Raw genomic sequence first — 19,493 nt, forward strand, 5'->3', positions numbered from 1 at the left:
TTCCTAGATTAAGCTTTACCAGCAAGCCGTTTTGTTGGATTGTTGTGTCAGATAGAAGTGAGGTTTCGAGCATGACCAGAAACACACGACGCGCCCGCGCCATTGCAATTGCGCAGGCAAAGCCGGATGCCAGGATGGTCGCCCTGCGGTATCTGATGCTTGCTGCCGGCGCCACCGCCGCCAGTCTTGCGCTGCTGCTGTCGCACTTCATCTGATCCTGTCGGCAATGCTGGATGACTTTCCGGCATCATGATCGCCGCGTCTGCGGCATGACGGCCCACAATTTGCAATTATTTCACCGCCTTGGCTTAACCCGCCACCACCGCTTATCCGAAAATTAATATCTAATCTGACACAATTGCCCGCGAATATTTGGGCATCTCCAAGTTGTTGGAAATGAATTGGCAATGACTGCCGCCTGGCCTCCGGGTTTCCCGATGTAATTAAATTAAGAATAGCTCGGTGTGCACCCGGCTGGCGCCATGTGGCCGCCTGCGGGAGGAGTGGTGTATGAAAGGCCCGGAACGCAATGTTGATTGACAAGATTCTTTCCCGCTTCAGGATCAAGACGAAGGTCCTGATCTTCGTTCTGCCCTTCGTCGTCACCATTTCGGCCGTGGGCTTCACGGGGCTCTACGCTTCGGGACTTCTGCAGGGCCGCATGGAAATCTCCAACAGCGTGCTGCAATCGCTGAGCGGCTTCAAGGATCTCTACGGGTCCATGGACGATTTCCTGCGTGTCACCAGCCCTGCGGCCCGCGACAAGCTGACCGCCGATCTGAAAACCCAGCAGGGTGTGCTCGATGCGACGCTGCAGCAGGTTGGTGACGAGGCGGCCGGCCGCGACAGTCTTGCCGAAGCGTCCAGCCGCACCAAGGACATATCGGGCGTGGTCGATAAACTCTGGGCTCTGCATGAGCAGGAGCAGGCGTTGCACGAGCAGATCGATGCGGCGCAGAAGAGCCTGATCAGCACCCGCTTCACCGTCTCTTACCAGGCCGAGGAATTGCAGACCGCGCTCCAGCAGGACGAGGGCGCCGCCACCATCACCCTTCGCACGGCCGATCGCCTGCTGAAGGGCGGCGATTTCCTCGGCGCCGTCGCCAGCGGCTACAGCAAGCCGCAGACGCCGCAGGACAAGATCGCCTTCATCAACGAACAGATGCCTGAGATCATCAAATCCCAGCGCCTGATCGCTATTTCGGTTCCAACCAACCAGAAGAACGTCATCGACGCGCTCGCAGCGACCATCGACAGCATCAAGGCGATCACCCAGATGCCCAGCCCGACCGACGAGAACATCGCCGAACTCGGCCGCCTCGTTTCGCGCTTCCGCCAGACCTCGACCTATACGCAGCTGACTGCAACGCAGAAGATGCGCGAGGCGACACAGCGCTTTGCCGAACTCGAGGGTCGCATCGCCCAGACCAACTCGGTTCTTCAGGATACCCGGCGCCTCGAAAATTCCGTCTACTCGCTGCAGATCGTCCTTTCCGATTTCCTCGCCAACTCAAGCAAGGAGAATCTCGTTCGCCTGCAGCAACAGACCGGAACGCTTGGCAAGGATATGCAGGTGCTGATCACCAGCGCCAAGGGCATGGGTTTTGCCGAAGGCATATCAGGCGCGATTCAGCCTGCACTTGACGCCATTTCCGGCGGTGGCTCGAAGATCGTCGATACGATCGGTGAGCGCGTCACGGCCTATGCCGCGGCCCGCCAGGAGCTCGATCACATCTGGACGAAGCTGACCGATTTCGCTGAGCTGCAGAAGCAGACGGCCGGCACCGAACGGACCCAAGCAAACAGCATCTCCGTCATGACCACAGGTCTCGGCATCCTCCTGTCGATCCTCGGCGGCATCGCCTTGGTGCTGACGCTGCAGCGCCCGATCAGCCATATCACTGCCGCAATGCGCCGCATCGCCGAAGGGGCGCTCGATACCAGCATCTCCGGCGAGCAGCGCTACGATGAAATCGGCGACATGGCGCGTGCGCTTGGCATCTTCAAGGAAAATGCCATCTCGAAGATCCGTATCGAGGAGCAGAGCGACGAGGAACGCGCCGCCGCCGAACATGAGCGTCAGCGCAACGATGCCGAAAAGCGCGAGATGGATCGTCAGATCGAATTCGCCGTCAATGCGCTCGCTGCCGGCCTCGAACGCATGTCGCAGGGTGATATCTCGACGACGATCGAAACGCCCTTCATCGGCCGCCTCGAACAGCTGCGTCAGGATTTCAACGGTTCGATGATGCGCCTGCAGGCGACGATGAGCCAGATCCGCGACAATGTCGAACTCATCCAGGGCAACGGCAACCAGATGGCCCAATCGGCCGAGGATCTTTCCAAGCGCACCGAACAGCAGGCTGCTTCGCTCGAAGAGACCGCAGCCGCTGTCGATGAGATCACCGTTACGGTCCGCTCGTCGGCCGAACGCGCCAAGGATGCCGACCAGATCGTCCGCCAGGCCAAGCGCAGTGCCGATGATTCCGCCGTCGTCGTCAGCAACGCGATCGACGCGATGGGCCGTATCGAGGAGGCCGCGCGCCAGATCGAGCAGATCATCGGCGTCATCGACGAGATCGCCTTCCAGACCAACCTGCTGGCGCTCAACGCCGGCATCGAGGCGGCGCGCGCCGGCGAAGCCGGCAAGGGCTTTGCCGTCGTCGCCATGGAAGTCCGCGAACTGGCCCAGCGCTCGGCAGCTGCGGCACAGGAGATCAAGGGCCTGATCAACAAGTCGACCAACGAGGTCAGCTCCGGTTCGCAGTTCGTGCAGGAAACCGGCACCGTACTTGCCAAGATCAGCGCCCAGATCGTCACGATCAGCCAGCATGTCGAGATGATCGCCCGCGCCAGCCACGACCAGTCCAATGCGCTGCAGAGCGTCAACGCAACCGTCAACCAGATGGACCAGATGACGCAGCAGAACGCGGCCATGGTCGAAGAGACGACGGCCGCCAGCCGCGAACTGGCCGACGAGGCGGGTTCGCTGCGCAGGCTCATCCAGCAGTTCAAGATCGACGGCGAGGCAACCGAAGCGCAGGTCTACCGCGCCGCCTGATCGTCGCTCTATCCTGTCTTTCCGCGAACGGCCCCGGGCTTCCCGGGGCCGTTCTGTTTATCGCGCGAGACCTCGGGGATGAAACGGCTGAATGCCTGATGTCTGTTGCATCGGCGGAGAGGAAGATCCAAAACGAGACGGATTAATATCTCCGACGGCCCTGATTTACGGAAAATTTTCCTTAACGCTTTTCGCTTAATTTAGCCTCGGTTTATCTCCGGGGGTTTTGATGCTGCGCCTTTTCTCTTCGTCGATCGTACGCCAGATCGTTGCGATCACGCTGTTTCTGCTGGCGATCAGCACCGCCGCCATCGTTGGCGTGACCTATTACAATCTCAGCCGCTATGTCATGGACGGCGCCGTCTCCGACGCGAAGGACGCCACCCGCGCCATGGCCGTCCTCTACGCGGCCGCCGACCAGGCTTCAAAGATCGAGCTGAAGGACAATCAGCTCTCCACCGTCACGGAAGACGCCATTCCGGCGCTTGCCGATCATTCGCTGGTCGATCGGACCGCGCAGTCGATCGCGGGTGTTGCGACCATCTTCCAGAAGCAGGGCGGCGACTACGTCCGCATATCCACAAACGTCAAGAAGGAAAACGGCGACCGCGCCGTCGGCACCAAGCTCGTGGCAGATCACCCCGCCCAGCCGGTTCTCGCCAGGGGCGAGGCCTATTATGGTCCGGCGGAGCTGTTCGGCCGCAAGTTCATGACCGGCTATTTCCCGATCAAGAATGCATCGAGCGCCAATGTCGGTATTCTCTTCATCGGCATTCCGATGGAGGTCTATTACCAGCACATGTATCAGCTGCAGATGCTGGTTCTCGGCGCCGGCCTCATCGTCATGCTCATTGTCGGCGTTCTCGCCTTCTATGCGATCCGCTTGTCGGTGAAGCCTTTGCAGGCGCTGACAGCGAGCGTCCATTCGATTTCCTCGGGCGATCTGGAGGGTGCGATCCCCTGTGTCGAGAAGAAGAACGAGTTCGGCGACATCGGCCGCGCCTTGGCGCTCTTCAGTGACAGCGCCCGCGCGAGACGCGATCTCGAAACGCAGGCCGCCGAACAGCGTGCTTTGAGCGATGCCGAGCGCGCCAGGAACGATGCCGACAAGCGCTCGCTCGATGGCCAGATCGACTTTGCCGTCAGCCAACTTGCGGCCGGCCTCGGGCGTCTGTCGCAGGGTGATGTCTCGCAGACGATCGGCACGCCCTTCGTCGGCAGGCTGGAGCAGTTGCGTGTCGATTTCAATGCTTCCCTCCTGCGGCTGCAGGATACGCTGTCAGGTATCCGCGACAGCGCCTCGACGATCCAGCGCAACAGCGGCGCCGTCTCTGCCTCTGCCGGCGAGCTTTCCAAACGCACCGAGGCGCAGGCCGCCAGCCTTGAAGAGACCGCGGCCGCCGTTGAGGAGATCACCGTGACGGTGCGCTCGTCCGCAGAACGCGCGCGTGAGGCGAACAATGTGGTGGCTGCGACCAAGCGGACGGCCGACAGTTCCGGCGCCGTCGTCGGCGATGCCGTTGCCGCCATGGAGCGTATCGAAGAGGCTTCGCAGCGCATCGAGCAGATCATCGAGGTGATCGACGATATTGCCTTCCAGACCAATCTTCTGGCGCTGAATGCCGGCATCGAGGCAGCGCGCGCCGGCGAGGCGGGCAAGGGCTTTGCCGTCGTCGCCCAGGAAGTTCGCGAACTCGCGCAACGTTCGGCCGATGCGGCGCGCGAGATCAAATCACTGATCGAGACATCCAGCCGCGAGGTGAATGCGGGCTCCGAACTCGTCCAGAAGACCGGCAGCGTGCTTGCCTCGATCAGCCAGGAGATCATCGCGATCAGCGGCCATGTCGAGACCATCGCCACCGCCAGCCGGGATCAGTCGGCCGCATTGCAGGAGGTCAACGGATCGGTCAATGCCATGGACCAGATGACCCAGAAGAACGCCTCGATGGTCGCCGAGACGACACAGGCAAGCCGCCTGCTCGCCGGTGAGGCCGATACGCTGGTGGCGCTGATCGAGCGCTTCCGCCTCGTCGCCGATTCCGCCCCTTCTCATCTCGGAAGCAGAAAAGCCGCCTGAGCCCCGCAATCACAGCTGCTGCGGGATTGCGGCTCGGTTTTGCCTCGCCTTCCCAGCCGAAGATCGAGCGACGCTAACCAGCCGCCGAAGCGAATGAGGCGGCTGTTTCCGAACTCGGCATAGAACCTGTCCTCCTCCTTCTTGCCACCGCATCGCGGGTAGTAGTGCCGATATCCTTGGATGCCGGCTATGGTGATCAAGTCGATCATGGGGATGTCCTTTCCTGTAGAAGACATCACTGATTTAGGAATCGAATTTCTCTTCATAAACGGGCAAAAACCCACTATGTTTTTCATTCATGAAAAACGCAAACTGGGATTCCTATCAGCTTTTCCTGCAGGTCGCCCGGCTGGGCGGGTTGACCGGCGCAAGCAACGCAAGCGGATTGAGCCCGGCGACCGTCGGGCGGCGCATGCTTGATCTCGAACAGGAGATCGGCCGGGCGCTGTTTTCTCGCAGCCAGACCGGATATCGCCTGACACAGGATGGCCAGGGGCTGCTCGATCACCTTCAGGAAATGGAAGCTGCTGCCCGCAAGGTGGAGGCATGGCGGCAATCCGGCGAGGGTGGCGCGACCGTCAGGGTCGCCGCCGGCACCTGGGTCGCCTGGCTGCTGACGGAGAATTTCGCTGCGATCCGCACGCCGGGCGATGCCTTCACCATTTCGCTCACCATCGGCGAGGCGCGCGCGAGCCTTGCCTACCGCGAGAGCGATATCGGTATTCGCGCCTTCGAGCCGGAGGAGGCCAATCTTGCCGCCCGTCTGCTCGGAGAGGTGGCCTATGCGGTCTATATCAGACGCAATGCCGCCGAGACCGATGAGCGCTGGATTGCGGTCGCCGAGGAGGAGGCGATATCAGCTTACTTGCGTTGGCCGCACGCCAATGCCGCGGCAGGGATCGTCGCCACCGTCAACCGGCCGCGTTCGCTGCCGGATCTGGTGCGCGCCGGCGCCGGCAAGGCGGTCCTTCCCTGTTTTGTCGGCGATCTGCATCCGGAATTGCAGCGGCAGGGCGGCGAGCTGCCGGAATTGCGCCATCGGCAATGGATCGTCATGAATGCCGAGGACCGTCATCGCCCGGAGATCCGCACGGTCGCCGACCGGATGACGAAGCTCATCAGAAGTTATGCCGATCTCTTCGCCGGAAAACGGCCGAGCCGTGCTTGAGATTTACGGCATCAGCCGGCGCACCAGAGCCACCTGGCTGTTCACCCCAAGCTTGGAATAGATGCTCTTCAGGTGCGAGCGGGCCGTCTCATAGCTGACATCGTGCGTGGTGGCCGCCTCCCGCAGTGAAAGCCCGTCGGCAATCGCAGACGCGATACGCATCTCGGCGGCCGTCAGCTGTTTGTTGCGTGCCAGCACCTCATTGATATCGGCTCTCTGCGCCGTGCCTGACCGCTCGATGATGAGCGCGATCGTCGGACCTTCCAGAAAGGCAGTGATGAAATCCGATTGCAGCCTCACGAGCGTGCATCTGACGCTGCCGTCTTTCGCCTTGACGAGCGTCGACGACGGCAGCGTGCTTGCCGGCATATGATGATGGCTCAGCATGTCGAGCTGGGCGCTCAGCGTCGTGTCGCCGATGACGATCCGCCCGGACAGGCCGATGCCGATCCCGACACCCTCGGCAAGCATCCGTTCCGCGGCCGTATTGAACGAGCGGATCTGTCGGTCCTCGCCGAGATAAACGATGCCAACGCCGATGGCATCGAAGAGCGCCAGCCCGTTCTCGTCGTTCTGGCAATCGCGACGATCGCGCCGAACGAAATCGAAGGCGCGTTTGAGATGCGGCGCGAGATCGCTCAGCAGGTCGGCATTCGCCCGGTTGCGCTCGGGATCGGCCGAGGAGGTCAGGGTCGACAGGTTGAAGGACCGGCCGTTCTCCCGCATGATGGTGACGCCGACGCTGCTTTCGCAGCCGATATTGCGGATGAAGTCGTTGTAGAATTCGGTCTTGAGGAGGTCGCAGCGCGGCAGCATCTGTTCGGCGATAACGCCGAGGCCGACCGGCCGGACAGCGGCCTTGGGCATCCACGGATTGATCCTCGCATAGTAGCGGTTATAGGCGTCGACCTCCGCATCCTGAATGCCGGAGGCGAGCGAGAGGCCGCCGGTGCGCGTGACGGAATCGTGGAAGAACAGCGTCGACTTCGCATCCGGCATCGTCTCGTTCAGCACGTCGAGAAATGCCTGCCATGTCGTCTCACCGAAGAGCGCGGCGTAGATCAGATCGGTCAAGGCTTCGAGTCTGGGGTGCGGCGCGCCGGGCATAGGCAATTCCAAACGAAGATGACCCATTATGGCTCGACTTCGCGGCGGTGACAATTGCGGCAAATGCGACGGCTGGTGCATCGCGATCGAACGTATTAAGTCCGGAATCGAAATCGGCTTCGGAGGAATTGCACGCGGATAACGATAAAGCGCCCGCGCATCTCCTCGGATGTGCGGGCGCTCTGGCTGAGGAACAGGGCCGACGTCGTCGGCCGCCTTTCATCAATGCCGGTTGGTGACGACGACGGGAATGAGCAGGTCGCCCCAGTTGCCGTCGCCGCCGTGATGGCGGGCCGAGCGCACCAGCTCGACCGAAACCCCAGCCTCGACGGCTTTCATGACCGATTGGTTCAGCCGATGAAGGTCGTTGGCGAGCATCCGGATCGTCGTCTGCTGATCCTCGCTCATGCTGGTCGCCTGCTCTTCGGCCCGTTCCCTGACGCGTGTGATGGATGCCATGGTCTTCTCCTCCTCTTCGGGTTATTCCGCAGCCGGTTTGAACTGCGCATGTTCGGTGGAATCGTGCATTGCCGTCGTCGAAGACCGGCCGCCGGTGATTGCCAGCGACACGGCGTCGAAATAGCCGGTGCCGACCTCGCGCTGATGCTTGGTGGCGGTATAGCCATTGGCCTCGGCCGCGAACTCCGCCTGCTGCAGCTCAGAATAGGCCGACATCTGCCGCTGCCGGTAGCCGCGCGCCAGCTCGTACATGCCGTAGTTCAGCTGGTGGAAGCCGGCGAGCGTGATGAACTGGAACTTGTAGCCCATCGCGCCGAGCTCGCGCTGGAACCGTGCGATCGTCGCCTCGTCGAGGTTCTTCTTCCAGTTGAAGGAAGGCGAGCAATTATAGGCGAGCAGCTTGCCCGGGTGGACCCTGTGCACGCCTTCGGCAAAGCGCCGCGCCTGATCGAGGTCCGGCTTCGAGGTTTCGCACCAGATGAGATCGCAATGCGGCGCATAGGCGACCGCGCGGGCGATGCAGGGCTCGATCCCGTTTCTGACCTGATAGAAGCCTTCGACCGTGCGCCCGGCATCGTAATCGACGAAGGGCTGGTCGCGCTCGTCGATATCGGATGTCAGAAGCTTTGCTGCCTCCGCATCGGTGCGGGCAACGACGAGCGTTGCAACGCCCATGACGTCGGCGGCAAGCCGGGCGGCGTCGAGATTGCGGATATGGGCGGCCGTCGGGATCAGCACCTTGCCGCCGAGGTGGCCGCATTTCTTCTCCGAAGCGAGCTGGTCCTCGAAATGAACGCCGGCAGCGCCCGCTTCGATATAAGCCTTCATGATTTCGAAGGCGTTGAGCGGTCCGCCGAAGCCGGCTTCCGCATCGGCGACGATCGGCGCGAACCAGGTGTCGACGGAAAGCCCCTGGCCCTCGGAGGTCTCGATCTGATCGGCGCGCTGCAGCGTGCGGTTGATGCGCTTGGCAAGTTCCGGCCCGGCATTGGCGGGATAGAGGGACTGATCGGGATACATTGCCGATGCCGTATTGGCGTCGGCCGCCACCTGCCAGCCGGAGAGATAGATCGCCTTCAGCCCGGCGCGGACCATCTGCATGGCCTGGTTGCCGGAAAGTGCACCGAGCGCATTGACGAAATCCTCCTGGTGCAGAAGCCGCCACAACCGGTCCGCTCCCATTTCGGCCAGCGAATGGCGTAGCGCCACTGAACCGCGGAGCCGCTGCACGTCATCGGCCGAGTAGGGCCTTTCGATGCCGTCGAAGCGGCCCGTGGGTGCGTTTGGGACGAGTTTGTAAAAATCGGTCATGCTGCTCTCCTCACTGGAAGTCCGATACAAAATGGCTGCATGACAAGATTGACAAAATTGCGCGGCGTGACCAGGAAAACCTTTGATTTCTGGGCCGGAAAGAGGTTAAGATGAGCAGGATTGACAGAGAGGCGCTGTGAATTTGTAAATTATTGTAAATACGGCGCGCCTTGCTTGTCAAAGGGTGTGACATGGCGGAACGGAAGATATTCGCAGGCCCGAAGGTGAGGCGCATCCGCAATGCGCTGTCGTTGACGCAGACTGCCATGGCCGAGGCGCTGGAAATCTCACCATCCTATCTGAACCTCATCGAGCGCAACCAGCGGCCGTTGACGGTGCAATTGCTGCTCAAGCTCGCGGCCGTCTACAGGGTCGATCTTGAGGAGTTGCGGGGCCAGACCGGTGGCGGTCTCGACCAGCTGAAGGAAATCTTTGCCGATCCGCTACTTGTCGGCGAGTTGCCCGGCGATCAGGAACTGGTGGAGGTCGCCGAGGCGGCGCCCAATGCCGCAAGCGGCATGATCAAGCTTTATCGCGCCTATCGCGAGCAGGCGGCAAGACTTTCCGACTTGACGGTGCTGATGGCTGCCGAGGGGCACGCCCCGGTCGCCGCTGGCCGTTTGCCGCTGGATGAGGCGCGCGAGGCACTGGAGCGCCGATCCGCCTATTTCGCGCGGATCGAGGCGGCGGCCGAAGCCTTTGCCGCGACGCTTTCCGGCGGTACCGATCTTGCCGCCGGGCTGAAGGACTGGCTGCGCGCCGAGCGCGGCATCGCCGTGCGTGTGCTTCCCGTGCATGTCATGCCGGATCTGCGCCGGCGTTTCGATCGCCATTCCATGCGGCTTTTCATCTCGGAACGCCTGTCGCAGGCCGACCGCGCGCATGAGATCGCCATCGAGACCGCGATGCTCGCGCTGCTGCCGGCGATCGATGCCGAACTCGATGATCTCTCGCTCTCCTCAGCCGAGGCGCGTCGTATCGCCCGTTTCGAGCTTGCCCGCATCGCCGCGCTGGCGCTCGCAATGCCGTACGACGCTTTTCTCTCGGCGGCGAAATCGACGCGCTACGATATCGATATTCTTCGGGCGCGTTTCGGCGTTTCCTTCGGTCATGCCGCCGCGCGTCTTGCCATGCTGCAACGCCCGGGGGCGGCGGCCATCCCCTTCTTCCTGATCGAGATCGATGCTGCGGGCCACCGGCTGCGCAGGGCGGGCGCGCAGGGCTTTCCGCAGGCCCGTTTCGGCGGCGGCTGCCCGAAGCTCAACATTCACGCCGCCTTCCTGCAACCGGGCCAGATTCTCGCCGAAACGGTCGTCATGCCGGATGGCGCATCCTTCCTGACGATCGCCCGCACCTTAGAGGGGCCGAGCGTCGAATTCGGCGAAAGGGTGAGGCGCACCGCAATCCTGATCGGCTGTGACGCCGCCCTTGGTGAGGGCCTTGTCTATGGGCAGGCGACGGCGCTCGAGCCGGTTACGATCGGTCCGGCCTGTCGCCTCTGCGAGCGGCGCGGCTGCCTTTCCCGCGCCGAGCCGCCGTTGACGAGGCCGCTGGCGCTCGACGAGATGGTGGCGGGGCTCAGCGCCTTCGACTTCCAGTGATTGTGAAATCATTGAGAGCGCAGGATTTTGCGCTTGTGGGCTGTTAAAATCCTTCTTAGTCTGCACAAAAAACCAGAGGGAAAAGATGTCCGGGGGTGCGGAATCTTTGAACAAACAGGAGAAGTCATGAGGTCAACCATCCTAAGCGTGACGGCTGCCGCCGTTACCGCACTCCTTGCCGCCGCGCCGGCCTTTGCGCAGGAGCGCGTGGTCAACGTCTACAACTGGTCGGATTATATCGACAGTTCCATCCTTGAGGATTTCACCAAGGAAACCGGCATCAAGGTCGTCTACGACACCTTTGATTCCAACGAGACGCTGGAAACCAAGCTCCTGGCCGGCGGTTCGGGTTATGACGTCGTCGTCCCCACGGTATCCTTCATGCAGCGCCAGATCGCCGCCGGCGTCTACCAGAAGCTCGACAAGTCGAAGCTGCCGAACCTGGTCAACATGTGGGACGTCATCATGAAGGGCGTTGCGTCCTTCGATCCCGGCAATGAATACAGCGTCGACTATATGTGGGGCACGACCGGCATCGGCTACAATGTCGACAAGGTCAAGGCCGCACTTGGAACCGACGACAAGCCCAATTGGGATGCGTTGTTCGACCCGGCGAAGGCCGCGAAACTCAAGGATTGCGGCATCTATATGCTGGATTCCCCGACCGACGTCGTGCCCTCCGTGCTTGCTTATCTCGGGCTCAATCCCAACAGCAAGGATCCCGCGGATCTGAAGAAGGCGCAGGACGTCCTTACCGCCGTTCGTCCCTTTGTCCGCAAGTTCCATTCCTCGGAATATATCAGCGCCCTTGCGAACGGCGATATCTGCATCGCGCTCGGCTATTCCGGCGATATGTTCCAGGCCCGCGACCGCGCCAAGGAAGCCAATGCCGGCGTCAAGGTGGATTATTCGGTCCCGTCCCAGGGCGCTCAGATCTTCTTCGACGTCTTCGGCATTCCGAAGGATGCGCCGCACGTGGCGGAAGCCCATGAATTCATCAATTACATGATGAAGCCGGAAGTCGTCGCCAAGGCCTCGAACTTCGTCTTCTACGCCAACGGCAACAAGGCGTCGCAGCAGTTCCTCGACAAGGAAGTCATCGACGATACGGCGATCTATCCGACGCCCGAGGTCATGGCGAAACTTTTCACCGTTCCGCCGCTCGATCCGAAGACGCAGCGGATCGTGACGCGGCTATGGACCACCGTGGTCACTGGCCAATAATCTGATCGCGGCCCGGACGGAAACGTCCGGGCCTTTTTTGACGATCCCGGCCGGGTGAAGCCGGGCAGAAAAGCCGAGAACAAAAGCAAAGAATGTATTTTCGGGGAACAATATGAAGTCTTTAGGCAATATTCGCCGCTCTTTCGCACCTTGGACCGATCCGTCCGCCAAGCCGTTTATATCAATCAAGAATGTCACCAAGCGTTTCGGCGATTTCACCGCCGTCGATAACCTGTCGCTCGACATCTATCATCGCGAATTCTTCGCGCTGCTCGGCGCCTCCGGCTGCGGCAAGTCGACGCTTCTGCGCATGCTCGCCGGTTTCGAGCAACCGACCTCGGGCGAAATCGTGCTCGACGGTACCGACATGGCCGGCACGCCGCCTTACAGGCGCCCCGTCAACATGATGTTCCAGTCCTATGCGCTCTTTCCGCACATGACGGTCGAGAAGAACATCGCCTTCGGCCTGAAACAGGATGGCATGCCGAAGGACGAAATAGCAGAGCGCGTGTTGCAGATGCTGAAGCTCGTCAAGCTCGAGCAGTTTGCCTCCCGCAAGCCGAACCAGCTCTCCGGCGGACAGCGCCAGCGCGTGGCGCTGGCTCGCTCGCTCGCAAAGCGCCCCAAGGTGCTGCTGCTCGACGAACCGCTCGGCGCGCTCGACAAGAAGCTGCGCGAGGAAACCCAGTTCGAACTGATGGACCTGCAGCAGAATCTAGGCCTCACCTTCGTCGTCGTCACCCACGACCAGGAAGAGGCGATGACCATGGCCGATCGTATCGCCGTCATGAGCCACGGCAAGGTCGTGCAGGTGGCGACGCCGGCGGAGATCTACGAGGCGCCGAATTGCCGTTTCGTTGCGGATTTCATTGGCGACGTGAACATCTTCGACGGAAAAGTTGCCTCATCGGGCAATGGCACGGTCGAGATATCAGTCGATAGCGGCTTCAGCGTGCGTGTCGCCGCTTCCGAAACACCCTCGGCGGGCAGCGCCGCCGGCTTCGCCATCCGGCCGGAAAAATTGCGGGTCGGGCGGACGCCTCCCGCCAACGCTTCGGTCAATGCCGCCAGGGGCGAACTCTGGGATATTGGCTATCTCGGCGACATGACCGTCTTCCATGTGAAATTGCAGAGCGGCAATATCGTCAAGGCCTCATCCCTTAATGCGCAGCGCACCGTCGACGACCCCTTCACCTACGATCAGGAAGTCTGGGTCTCCTTCGACGAGAATGCCGGCGTCCTGCTGAAGGATTGAGATCATGGGCAAGCTCACGTCCGGCCTCTACAATCGCCTCGTCATCATCATCCCTTATGCCTGGCTGCTGCTCTTCTTCCTGGCGCCCTTCTTCATCGTCTTCCGCATTTCGGTATCGACGACGGCGATCGCCATGCCGCCTTATGAGCCTGTCTTCTCTTTCGCCGACGGCTGGGCCGGCCTCTGGAGCAAGATCGGCGATCTCTCCTTCGACAATTACACCTATCTCACTGACGACCCGCTCTATTTCAACGCCTATATCTCGAGCGTGGTGATCGCCGGGATTTCTACCTTCCTGACGCTGCTGATCGCCTATCCGATCGCCTACGGCATGGCGCAGGCGCCCCGCGGCCTGCGCCCGACGCTGGTGATGCTGGTCATCCTGCCCTTCTGGACGAGCTTCCTGATCCGCGTTTACGCCTGGATAGCCATCCTGAAGCCGGAGGGCCTGTTCAACCAGCTCTTGCAGTCGCTGCACCTCATCGACACGCCGCTGATCCTGCTCAACACCAATACCGCCGTTTATATCGGCATCGTCTATTCCTATCTGCCCTTCATGGTGCTGCCGCTTTATTCTGCGCTCGAGAAGATGGACGGCACGCTGATCGAAGCCGCGCAGGATCTCGGCTGCCCGCCGATCACCGCCTTCTGGCGCGTCACCTTTCCGCTGTCGATCCCCGGCGTGGTGGCCGGCTGCATGCTGGTCTTCATCCCGGCCGTCGGCGAATTCGTCATTCCCGATCTGCTCGGCGGGTCGCAGACGCTGATGATCGGCAAAACGCTATGGAATGAATTCAATTCCAACCGCGATTGGCCCGTCTCCTCGGCGGTGGCGACCATCCTGTTGCTGATCCTGGTGATCCCGATCGTCTTCTTCCAGAATATTCAGGCCAAGGCCGAAGAGCGGGGGAAATAAGCCATGCTGAAATGGACCCGTTTCAACATCGTCTCCGTCACCCTCGGCTTTGCCTTCCTCTATCTGCCGATTGTGCTTCTGGTGATTTTCTCCTTCAACGAATCCAAGCTCGTGACCGTCTGGGGCGGCTTTTCGACGAAATGGTATGTCTCGTTGATGAGCAATCAGGCTTTGCTCGACGCGGCCTGGGTGACGCTGCGCGTCGGTCTGCTGTCGGCGACGTTTGCGACCATCCTCGGCACGATGGCGGCGCTGACATTGGTGCGTTACACCCGCTTTCGCGGCCGAATGCTGTTTTCGGGCATGGTCTACGCGCCGCTCGTCATGCCGGAAGTCATCACCGGCCTGTCGCTGCTGTTGCTCTTCGTCGCGATCGGTCTCGACCGCGGCTTCTGGACGATCACGCTCGCGCATACAACGCTGACCATGTGCTTCGTCGCCGTCGTGGTGCAGTCCCGCCTCATGAGCTTCGATCATTCGATCGAAGAAGCGGCGCAGGATCTCGGCGCGCCCCCTGTGCGCACATTCTTCGAGATCACCCTGCCGATCATCGCGCCGGCGGTGCTCTCCGGCTGGATCCTTGCCTTCACCCTGTCGCTCGACGATCTGGTGATTGCGAGCTTCACGTCGGGGCCTGGCGCCACCACGCTGCCGATGAGGATTTACAGCCAGGTCCGCCTCGGGGTAACGCCGGAGATCAACGCGGTTTGCACGATCCTGATCGGCATCGTCGCAGTCGGCGTCATCTGCGCATCTGTAGTCACCAAGCGCCGCGAAGTGCAGCGCGAGCGGGATGAGCGAGCCGCAGCGGCCGGCGCATGAGCTGAAGCATGCCGCGCAAACGTGCGCGGCGGTTTTGCGTCCGCAATTGTGTGAAACAAAAGATGGAGCGCTTCCGTATTTTGAAGAAAACGGAGACGCTCTATTGCGCGCGGGGAACCGGTGAGATGACCGGGTTCGGCCAGGAGCCGCCGACAAAAAACGGCAGAGACGGCAGCTCGGCTACCTTGGCCGGATCGGTCGCCTCCAGCGATCCCGAAAGCGCCAGCCCGTTCGACTGATAGGTGATGACGCCGGAAAGCGTCAGCGTCTGCGTCGCGCCGGTAATATGAGCGTCGCGGATCTCGGCGGAACCGTTGGCGAAATCGGCCTGAAGGTTGATCTGGTCGAAGCTGAAGGCGCCGTTTGCGGCCGCGCTTAGCGGAAAGAACGGCTTTTCGGCAGCCTGTGTCCGCAATGCTGCCGCATCGATGCCGGGCATCGTGCCCTCCTTGGTCCAGAAGCGCAGCTTGCCGGTGACGTCAGCAAGTCCGGCCGTCCAGATCGCCTTCGACGACTGCAGGTCGAGATCGAGCGATCCTCGCGCAAGCGGCAGCGGTCCCTTGAGCTGCAGGCGCTCGGCAAGAGCTGCGAAGTCGGCATCGCGGATCGACAGCTGCAGCTTGCCGCCACCGTCGAAGTCACGCTTTGTCGCCTCCAGATGGGCGGTCATCTCGCCGCCTTCGAACTGGCTGTCGCCGATATCGAATTTCGCCTCGCCGCCGGCAACGATCATGCTGGCTCCGACGTCGGAAAGCTCGAAGAGACCCATCTGCGCGCGCCGTGCCGAAAGCCTGACGTCGACATCGAGCAGCTGCAGCGGCTCACTCATGCCGGTGGAGATCTCCTCTGCCTCTCCGGCGGCAAGCCTGAGTGCGAAGGCGTCGAGGAACGGCTTGAGGTTCATCTGGTCGAAGGCGAGCGTACCGCCGATCTTCGGCCGTTTGCCGGGCTGGGTTAAAAGATCCATCACCCCGGTGGCGCTCGCGTCGTTGAGCGACAGGCTGAGATTGTTGAAGCGCAGCCCGCTGCCGGACGACATGATGTCGGATTCCACCGAAGCACTCTTCAGCGTCCCGATGCCGGGGATCGATTTACCCGACCAGGTCAGAAGCGCCGGCACATCGGGAATGGTGGCGGTGATGTTGCCGGAAAGGGCGGAAAGGCTGGCGATGCTCGCAATTCCCTGGAAATGCGCCGTCAGCAGATTGGATGTCAGCGATGTCCGCGTTTCGGCATTCCTGCCGGCAAAGGCGAGCAGCGGCTGGCGCGAGGCGAAATCGACCTTCAGGTCCTCGCCGTTGATGCGGGCGATGACGACCGCCGAGATCGCGCCCGATAGCCGCGGCCAGGCGATGTCGGCCGTGACGCTGTCGAAATGGTAGATATTGCCGGTCCTGATGTCGGTGACCACAAGCGCACCGTCCTCGACGGTCACCGCGCCGATCTCGGCATCGAGATCGGGATCGAGCACTTCCGCTCCGTTTTCGTAACGCACGCCGCTGATCGCGCGGGCGAGCAGGCCCGCATAACTCCAGTCGATCAGTCCCTTTTCGTCGCGCGTCAGCGCAAGGTTGGGGCGCAGCAGGTGGAACTCGTGGAAGCTTGTGCGCCCTCTGAGCGCATCGATGAGGCTGAAATCGGCCGACAGGCTTTCGATGCTGCCGAGCAGCTTGTCGCCGCTTTCGCGCGGCTGGCGGATCGTCACCTGGTTCAGCGTGATGCGCGGCGTCGGCCAGAATTCGAGGACCGGGGTGCCCTTGATCTCGGCATGATAGCCCGTCCATTTCGACAGGGCGTCCTCGATGCCGGAGCGCACGAAGCCGGTCGTGATGAGATAGGGCGCGGCGACCCGGAGAGCCACGAAAAGTCCGAGCGCGATGAGGAGGAGAACAGTCGAAAGACGGGCAACGGCCGGCAGCCAGCGCGAAACGGGTCCGATCTTCCTGCGCCACCTGCGATGTCTTGACGTACCCATGATCTCCGCCGGTCATCAGCCGGTTATGCCGTTATGCGCTGATTTCGCCGGATATAGGAAATATCAGGCATATGCAAATACCCTACAGCACCGCGCGACTTTTCAGGCGCGCAAAGGACGCCGTGCTGATGCGTGCCGCCTAACTGCGCAGCGGTTTTGGGGTAACGGCATGCTTAAATCAAAAACCTGAAGCGCGTCACATGAATCCGGTGTGACATGACGCGTTTAGGCGCCGGATCGGGGCGGTTCCGCACTTTATAATGCAATGCAGCATGATATAAGAACGGCATTGGGGAGGAGGATTGAATGCAGGATAACAAACCACTTTGGGTGCCCTCTGAGGCCGCCGTCGCAAAAAGCCCGATCCATGCCTTCATGGAGCGCTGCAACGCTGATTTCGGGCTTTCTCTCTCGGGCTTCGAGGATCTGCATGCATGGTCGATCGCCGAGCGGGAGAGTTTCTGGTCGACTGTGTGGGATTTCTGTGGCGTGAAGGGAGAGCGCGGCGCAGAGGTGCTGGTCAACGGCGACCGCATGCTGGAGGCCCGCTTCTTTCCGGATGCGATGCTGAACTTCGCCGAAAACCTGCTGTCGGGCCGGGGGGAGGCGGACGCCATCATCTTCCGCGGCGAGGACAAGGCAGAGGACCGCTGGTCGTGGGACCGGCTGCGCGCGCTCGTCTCGAAGCTGCAGCAGGCCTTCAAGGCGCTCGGTATTTCGGAAGGCGACCGTATCGCCGCCATGGTGCCGAACATGCCGGAGACCGTCGCGGCCATGCTCGCCGCCGCCTCGATCGGTGCCATATGGTCGTCCTGTTCCCCTGACTTCGGCGAGCAGGGCGTGCTCGACCGTTTCGGCCAGATCGCTCCGAGGCTCTTTATCGCCTGCGATGCCTATTGGTATTCCGGCAAGCTGCAGGATGTCGGCGCCAAGGTCGCCACCGTCGCAAAAAGCCTGGGCGTTCCGACGGTCATTGTTCACTATGCTGGCGATGCCGAGGCAGTCGCGGGCAAAACGCCCGATGCTTCGACGCTCGAGGCCTTCGTCGCGCCCTATGAAGCGGGGGAGGTCGAGTTCACACGGCTTGCCTTCTCGCATCCGCTCTACATCCTCTTCTCGTCGGGCACGACCGGCGTGCCGAAATGCATCGTGCATTCGGCCGGCGGCACGCTGCTGCAGCACCTCAAGGAGCAGCGGCTGCATTGCGGCCTGCAGGCAGGCGAGAAGCTGTTCTACTTCACCACCTGCGGCTGGATGATGTGGAACTGGCTGGTGAGCGGGCTCGCGAGCGGCGCCACGCTCTGCCTGTTCGACGGCTCGCCCTTCGCGCCTGACGGCAACGTGCTGTTCGACTATGCCGAGGCTGAGAAATTCGCGATCTTCGGCACCTCGGCGAAATATATCGACGCGGTTCGCAAGGGCGGCCTGACGCCGCGCCACAGCCACGATCTATCGAGCCTCCGATTGATGACGTCCACCGGCTCGCCGCTGTCGCCCGAGGGCTTCACCTTCGTCTACGAGGGCATCAAGGAGGACGTGCAGCTCGCCTCGATATCGGGCGGCACCGACATCGTCTCCTGCTTCGTGCTCGGCAATCCGTTGCAGCCGGTCTGGCGCGGCGAGATCCAGGGGCCTGGCCTCGGTCTTGCGGTCGATGTCTGGAATGACGACGGCCAGCCAGTGCGGGGGGAGAAGGGTGAACTCGTCTGCACCAAGGCCTTCCCCTCGATGCCGGTCATGTTCTGGAACGACCCCGATGGCGCCAAATATCGCGCCGCCTATTTCGACCGGTTCGACAATATCTGGTGCCATGGCGATTTCGCCGAATGGACGGAGCACGGCGGCCTGATCATTCACGGCCGTTCGGATGCGACGCTCAATCCCGGCGGCGTGCGCATCGGCACGGCCGAGATCTATAATCAGGTGGAGCAGATGGAAGAGGTGGCCGAGGCGCTGTGCATCGGTCAGGACTGGGACGACGACGTGCGCGTCATCCTCTTCGTCCGCCTGGCGCCCGGCGTGACGCTGACCGAGGATCTCGTCAAGGCGATCAAGACACGTATTCGCACCGGCGCCTCGCCGCGGCATGTGCCGGCAAAGGTCATCGCGGTTGCCGATATTCCCCGCACCAAATCCGGCAAGATCGTCGAGCTTGCTGTGCGCGAAGTCGTTCACAACAGGCCGGTGAAGAACCAGGAAGCGCTCGCCAATCCCGAGGCGCTGCGGCTCTTCGCCGGACTAAACGAATTGAAGGATTGATAGGAACCGTAAACTACAAGCTTTCACCATCTATCAATCTTCTGTCATGGAAACCTTTCGTTAAGAAAGCTTTGTCAAATGTGAAGCCAACCTTGGGGGCCGCACATGAACGAGGCGGCCTGAGGCCTTCGGGCTTACAACATGACGTTGATCGACTGAGCTTTTGTTGAACAGCACAAATTTTCAAGGCAGCCTCCTGGCTGCCTTTTCTTTATGGTGGCCACTTTCTTTTCGCAGAGCAATTCCCGCAAAAGCGCA

General features: G+C 61.5%; 15 protein-coding genes. 10 read left to right on the forward strand and 5 right to left on the reverse strand.

All coding sequences use genetic code 11. The annotated features are described in order from the left end of the window. Window positions 1-71: 71 nt before the first annotated feature. The 3 genes from EFQ99_RS34920 (at window position 72) to EFQ99_RS06575 (ending at window position 5,138) form a co-directional block, all read left to right on the forward strand. Window positions 72-215, forward strand: a complete 144-nt coding sequence (locus tag EFQ99_RS34920; RefSeq protein WP_164736338.1) for a hypothetical protein — start codon at window positions 72-74, stop codon at window positions 213-215. Between the two features lie 314 nt (window positions 216-529). Next, window positions 530-3,061, forward strand: coding sequence for a methyl-accepting chemotaxis protein (locus EFQ99_RS06570; protein ID WP_126919988.1), 2,532 nt, complete (start codon window positions 530-532; stop codon window positions 3,059-3,061). A gap of 229 nt (window positions 3,062-3,290) precedes the next feature. Further along, window positions 3,291-5,138, forward strand: a complete 1,848-nt coding sequence (locus tag EFQ99_RS06575) for a methyl-accepting chemotaxis protein (RefSeq protein WP_126919990.1) — start codon at window positions 3,291-3,293, stop codon at window positions 5,136-5,138. On the opposite strand, the gene EFQ99_RS06580 is transcribed toward EFQ99_RS06575, so the two are convergent. Further along, window positions 5,111-5,347 carry a hypothetical protein gene (locus tag EFQ99_RS06580; protein WP_126919992.1) on the reverse strand — a complete coding sequence of 79 codons (237 nt, stop codon included), beginning with the start codon at window positions 5,345-5,347 and terminating at the stop codon, window positions 5,111-5,113. The genes EFQ99_RS06575 and EFQ99_RS06580 overlap by 28 nt on opposite strands. An 89-nt stretch (window positions 5,348-5,436) precedes the next feature. On the opposite strand from EFQ99_RS06580, the gene EFQ99_RS06585 reads away from it, so the two are divergent. Then, window positions 5,437-6,306, forward strand: a complete 870-nt coding sequence (locus EFQ99_RS06585) for a LysR family transcriptional regulator (protein WP_126919994.1) — start codon at window positions 5,437-5,439, stop codon at window positions 6,304-6,306. Window positions 6,307-6,309: 3 nt separating this feature from the next. Here EFQ99_RS06585 and EFQ99_RS06590 read toward each other — a convergent pair whose 3' ends face one another. The 3 genes from EFQ99_RS06590 to aceA all read right to left on the reverse strand — a co-directional run bounded on the left by EFQ99_RS06590 (window position 6,310) and on the right by aceA (window position 9,183). Further along, entirely contained in the window at window positions 6,310-7,413 is a 1,104-nt protein-coding gene (locus tag EFQ99_RS06590) for a response regulator transcription factor (RefSeq protein ID WP_126919996.1), read from the reverse strand. A gap of 222 nt (window positions 7,414-7,635) precedes the next feature. Continuing rightward, window positions 7,636-7,872 carry an SMc00767 family acetate metabolism repressor gene (locus tag EFQ99_RS06595; protein WP_072639610.1) on the reverse strand — a complete coding sequence of 79 codons (237 nt, stop codon included), beginning with the start codon at window positions 7,870-7,872 and terminating at the stop codon, window positions 7,636-7,638. 21 nt (window positions 7,873-7,893) lie between these two features. Further along, window positions 7,894-9,183 (reverse strand): isocitrate lyase, encoded by a 1,290-nt coding sequence (aceA, locus tag EFQ99_RS06600; RefSeq protein WP_126919998.1) that lies wholly within the window; start codon window positions 9,181-9,183, stop codon window positions 7,894-7,896. 191 nt (window positions 9,184-9,374) lie between these two features. Here aceA and EFQ99_RS06605 point away from each other — a divergent pair, with 191 nt between their 5' ends. The 5 genes from EFQ99_RS06605 (at window position 9,375) to EFQ99_RS06625 (ending at window position 15,001) form a co-directional block, all read left to right on the forward strand. After that, window positions 9,375-10,784 (forward strand): helix-turn-helix domain-containing protein, encoded by a 1,410-nt coding sequence (locus tag EFQ99_RS06605; protein WP_126920000.1) that lies wholly within the window; start codon window positions 9,375-9,377, stop codon window positions 10,782-10,784. A gap of 126 nt (window positions 10,785-10,910) precedes the next feature. Further along, on the forward strand, window positions 10,911-12,008 hold the full coding sequence (locus EFQ99_RS06610; protein ID WP_126920002.1) for a polyamine ABC transporter substrate-binding protein: 1,098 nt from the start codon (window positions 10,911-10,913) through the stop codon (window positions 12,006-12,008). A 112-nt stretch (window positions 12,009-12,120) separates the two neighbouring features. Further along, a complete protein-coding gene (locus EFQ99_RS06615) occupies window positions 12,121-13,263 on the forward strand; it encodes an ABC transporter ATP-binding protein (RefSeq protein ID WP_126920003.1) in 1,143 nt (380 codons plus the stop codon). A gap of 4 nt (window positions 13,264-13,267) precedes the next feature. After that, window positions 13,268-14,179 (forward strand): ABC transporter permease, encoded by a 912-nt coding sequence (locus EFQ99_RS06620; protein ID WP_126920005.1) that lies wholly within the window; start codon window positions 13,268-13,270, stop codon window positions 14,177-14,179. 3 nt (window positions 14,180-14,182) lie between these two features. Continuing rightward, entirely contained in the window at window positions 14,183-15,001 is an 819-nt protein-coding gene (locus tag EFQ99_RS06625) for an ABC transporter permease (RefSeq protein ID WP_126920007.1), read from the forward strand. Window positions 15,002-15,101: 100 nt separating this feature from the next. Here EFQ99_RS06625 and EFQ99_RS06630 read toward each other — a convergent pair whose 3' ends face one another. Further along, the gene (locus EFQ99_RS06630) at window positions 15,102-16,976 is read right to left on the reverse strand and encodes an AsmA family protein (RefSeq protein WP_126920009.1); all 1,875 of its coding nucleotides are present in this window, start codon (window positions 16,974-16,976) and stop codon (window positions 15,102-15,104) included. 306 nt (window positions 16,977-17,282) lie between these two features. Between EFQ99_RS06630 and EFQ99_RS06635 the strand changes: the two genes are divergently transcribed. Beyond that, on the forward strand, window positions 17,283-19,235 hold the full coding sequence (locus tag EFQ99_RS06635; RefSeq protein WP_126920011.1) for an acetoacetate--CoA ligase: 1,953 nt from the start codon (window positions 17,283-17,285) through the stop codon (window positions 19,233-19,235). The last annotated feature ends 258 nt before the right edge of the window (window positions 19,236-19,493 follow it).

It is taken from the genome of Rhizobium vallis (assembly GCF_003985155.1).
GTDB lineage: Bacteria > Pseudomonadota > Alphaproteobacteria > Rhizobiales > Rhizobiaceae > Rhizobium > Rhizobium vallis.

What these genes read in the sequence shown, in the direction of transcription:
- EFQ99_RS34920 (WP_164736338.1), top strand. Translation starts at nt 72, where the DNA reads ATGACCAGAAACACACGACGCGCCCGCGCCATTGCAATTGCGCAGGCA.
- EFQ99_RS06570 (WP_126919988.1), top strand. Translation starts at nt 530, where the DNA reads ATGTTGATTGACAAGATTCTTTCCCGCTTCAGGATCAAGACGAAGGTC.
- EFQ99_RS06575 (WP_126919990.1), top strand. Translation starts at nt 3,291, where the DNA reads ATGCTGCGCCTTTTCTCTTCGTCGATCGTACGCCAGATCGTTGCGATC.
- EFQ99_RS06580 (WP_126919992.1), bottom strand. Translation starts at nt 5,347, where the DNA reads ATGATCGACTTGATCACCATAGCCGGCATCCAAGGATATCGGCACTAC.
- EFQ99_RS06585 (WP_126919994.1), top strand. Translation starts at nt 5,437, where the DNA reads ATGAAAAACGCAAACTGGGATTCCTATCAGCTTTTCCTGCAGGTCGCC.
- EFQ99_RS06590 (WP_126919996.1), bottom strand. Translation starts at nt 7,413, where the DNA reads ATGCCCGGCGCGCCGCACCCCAGACTCGAAGCCTTGACCGATCTGATC.
- EFQ99_RS06595 (WP_072639610.1), bottom strand. Translation starts at nt 7,872, where the DNA reads ATGGCATCCATCACACGCGTCAGGGAACGGGCCGAAGAGCAGGCGACC.
- aceA (WP_126919998.1), bottom strand. Translation starts at nt 9,183, where the DNA reads ATGACCGATTTTTACAAACTCGTCCCAAACGCACCCACGGGCCGCTTC.
- EFQ99_RS06605 (WP_126920000.1), top strand. Translation starts at nt 9,375, where the DNA reads ATGGCGGAACGGAAGATATTCGCAGGCCCGAAGGTGAGGCGCATCCGC.
- EFQ99_RS06610 (WP_126920002.1), top strand. Translation starts at nt 10,911, where the DNA reads ATGAGGTCAACCATCCTAAGCGTGACGGCTGCCGCCGTTACCGCACTC.
- EFQ99_RS06615 (WP_126920003.1), top strand. Translation starts at nt 12,121, where the DNA reads ATGAAGTCTTTAGGCAATATTCGCCGCTCTTTCGCACCTTGGACCGAT.
- EFQ99_RS06620 (WP_126920005.1), top strand. Translation starts at nt 13,268, where the DNA reads ATGGGCAAGCTCACGTCCGGCCTCTACAATCGCCTCGTCATCATCATC.
- EFQ99_RS06625 (WP_126920007.1), top strand. Translation starts at nt 14,183, where the DNA reads ATGCTGAAATGGACCCGTTTCAACATCGTCTCCGTCACCCTCGGCTTT.
- EFQ99_RS06630 (WP_126920009.1), bottom strand. Translation starts at nt 16,976, where the DNA reads ATGGGTACGTCAAGACATCGCAGGTGGCGCAGGAAGATCGGACCCGTT.
- EFQ99_RS06635 (WP_126920011.1), top strand. Translation starts at nt 17,283, where the DNA reads ATGCAGGATAACAAACCACTTTGGGTGCCCTCTGAGGCCGCCGTCGCA.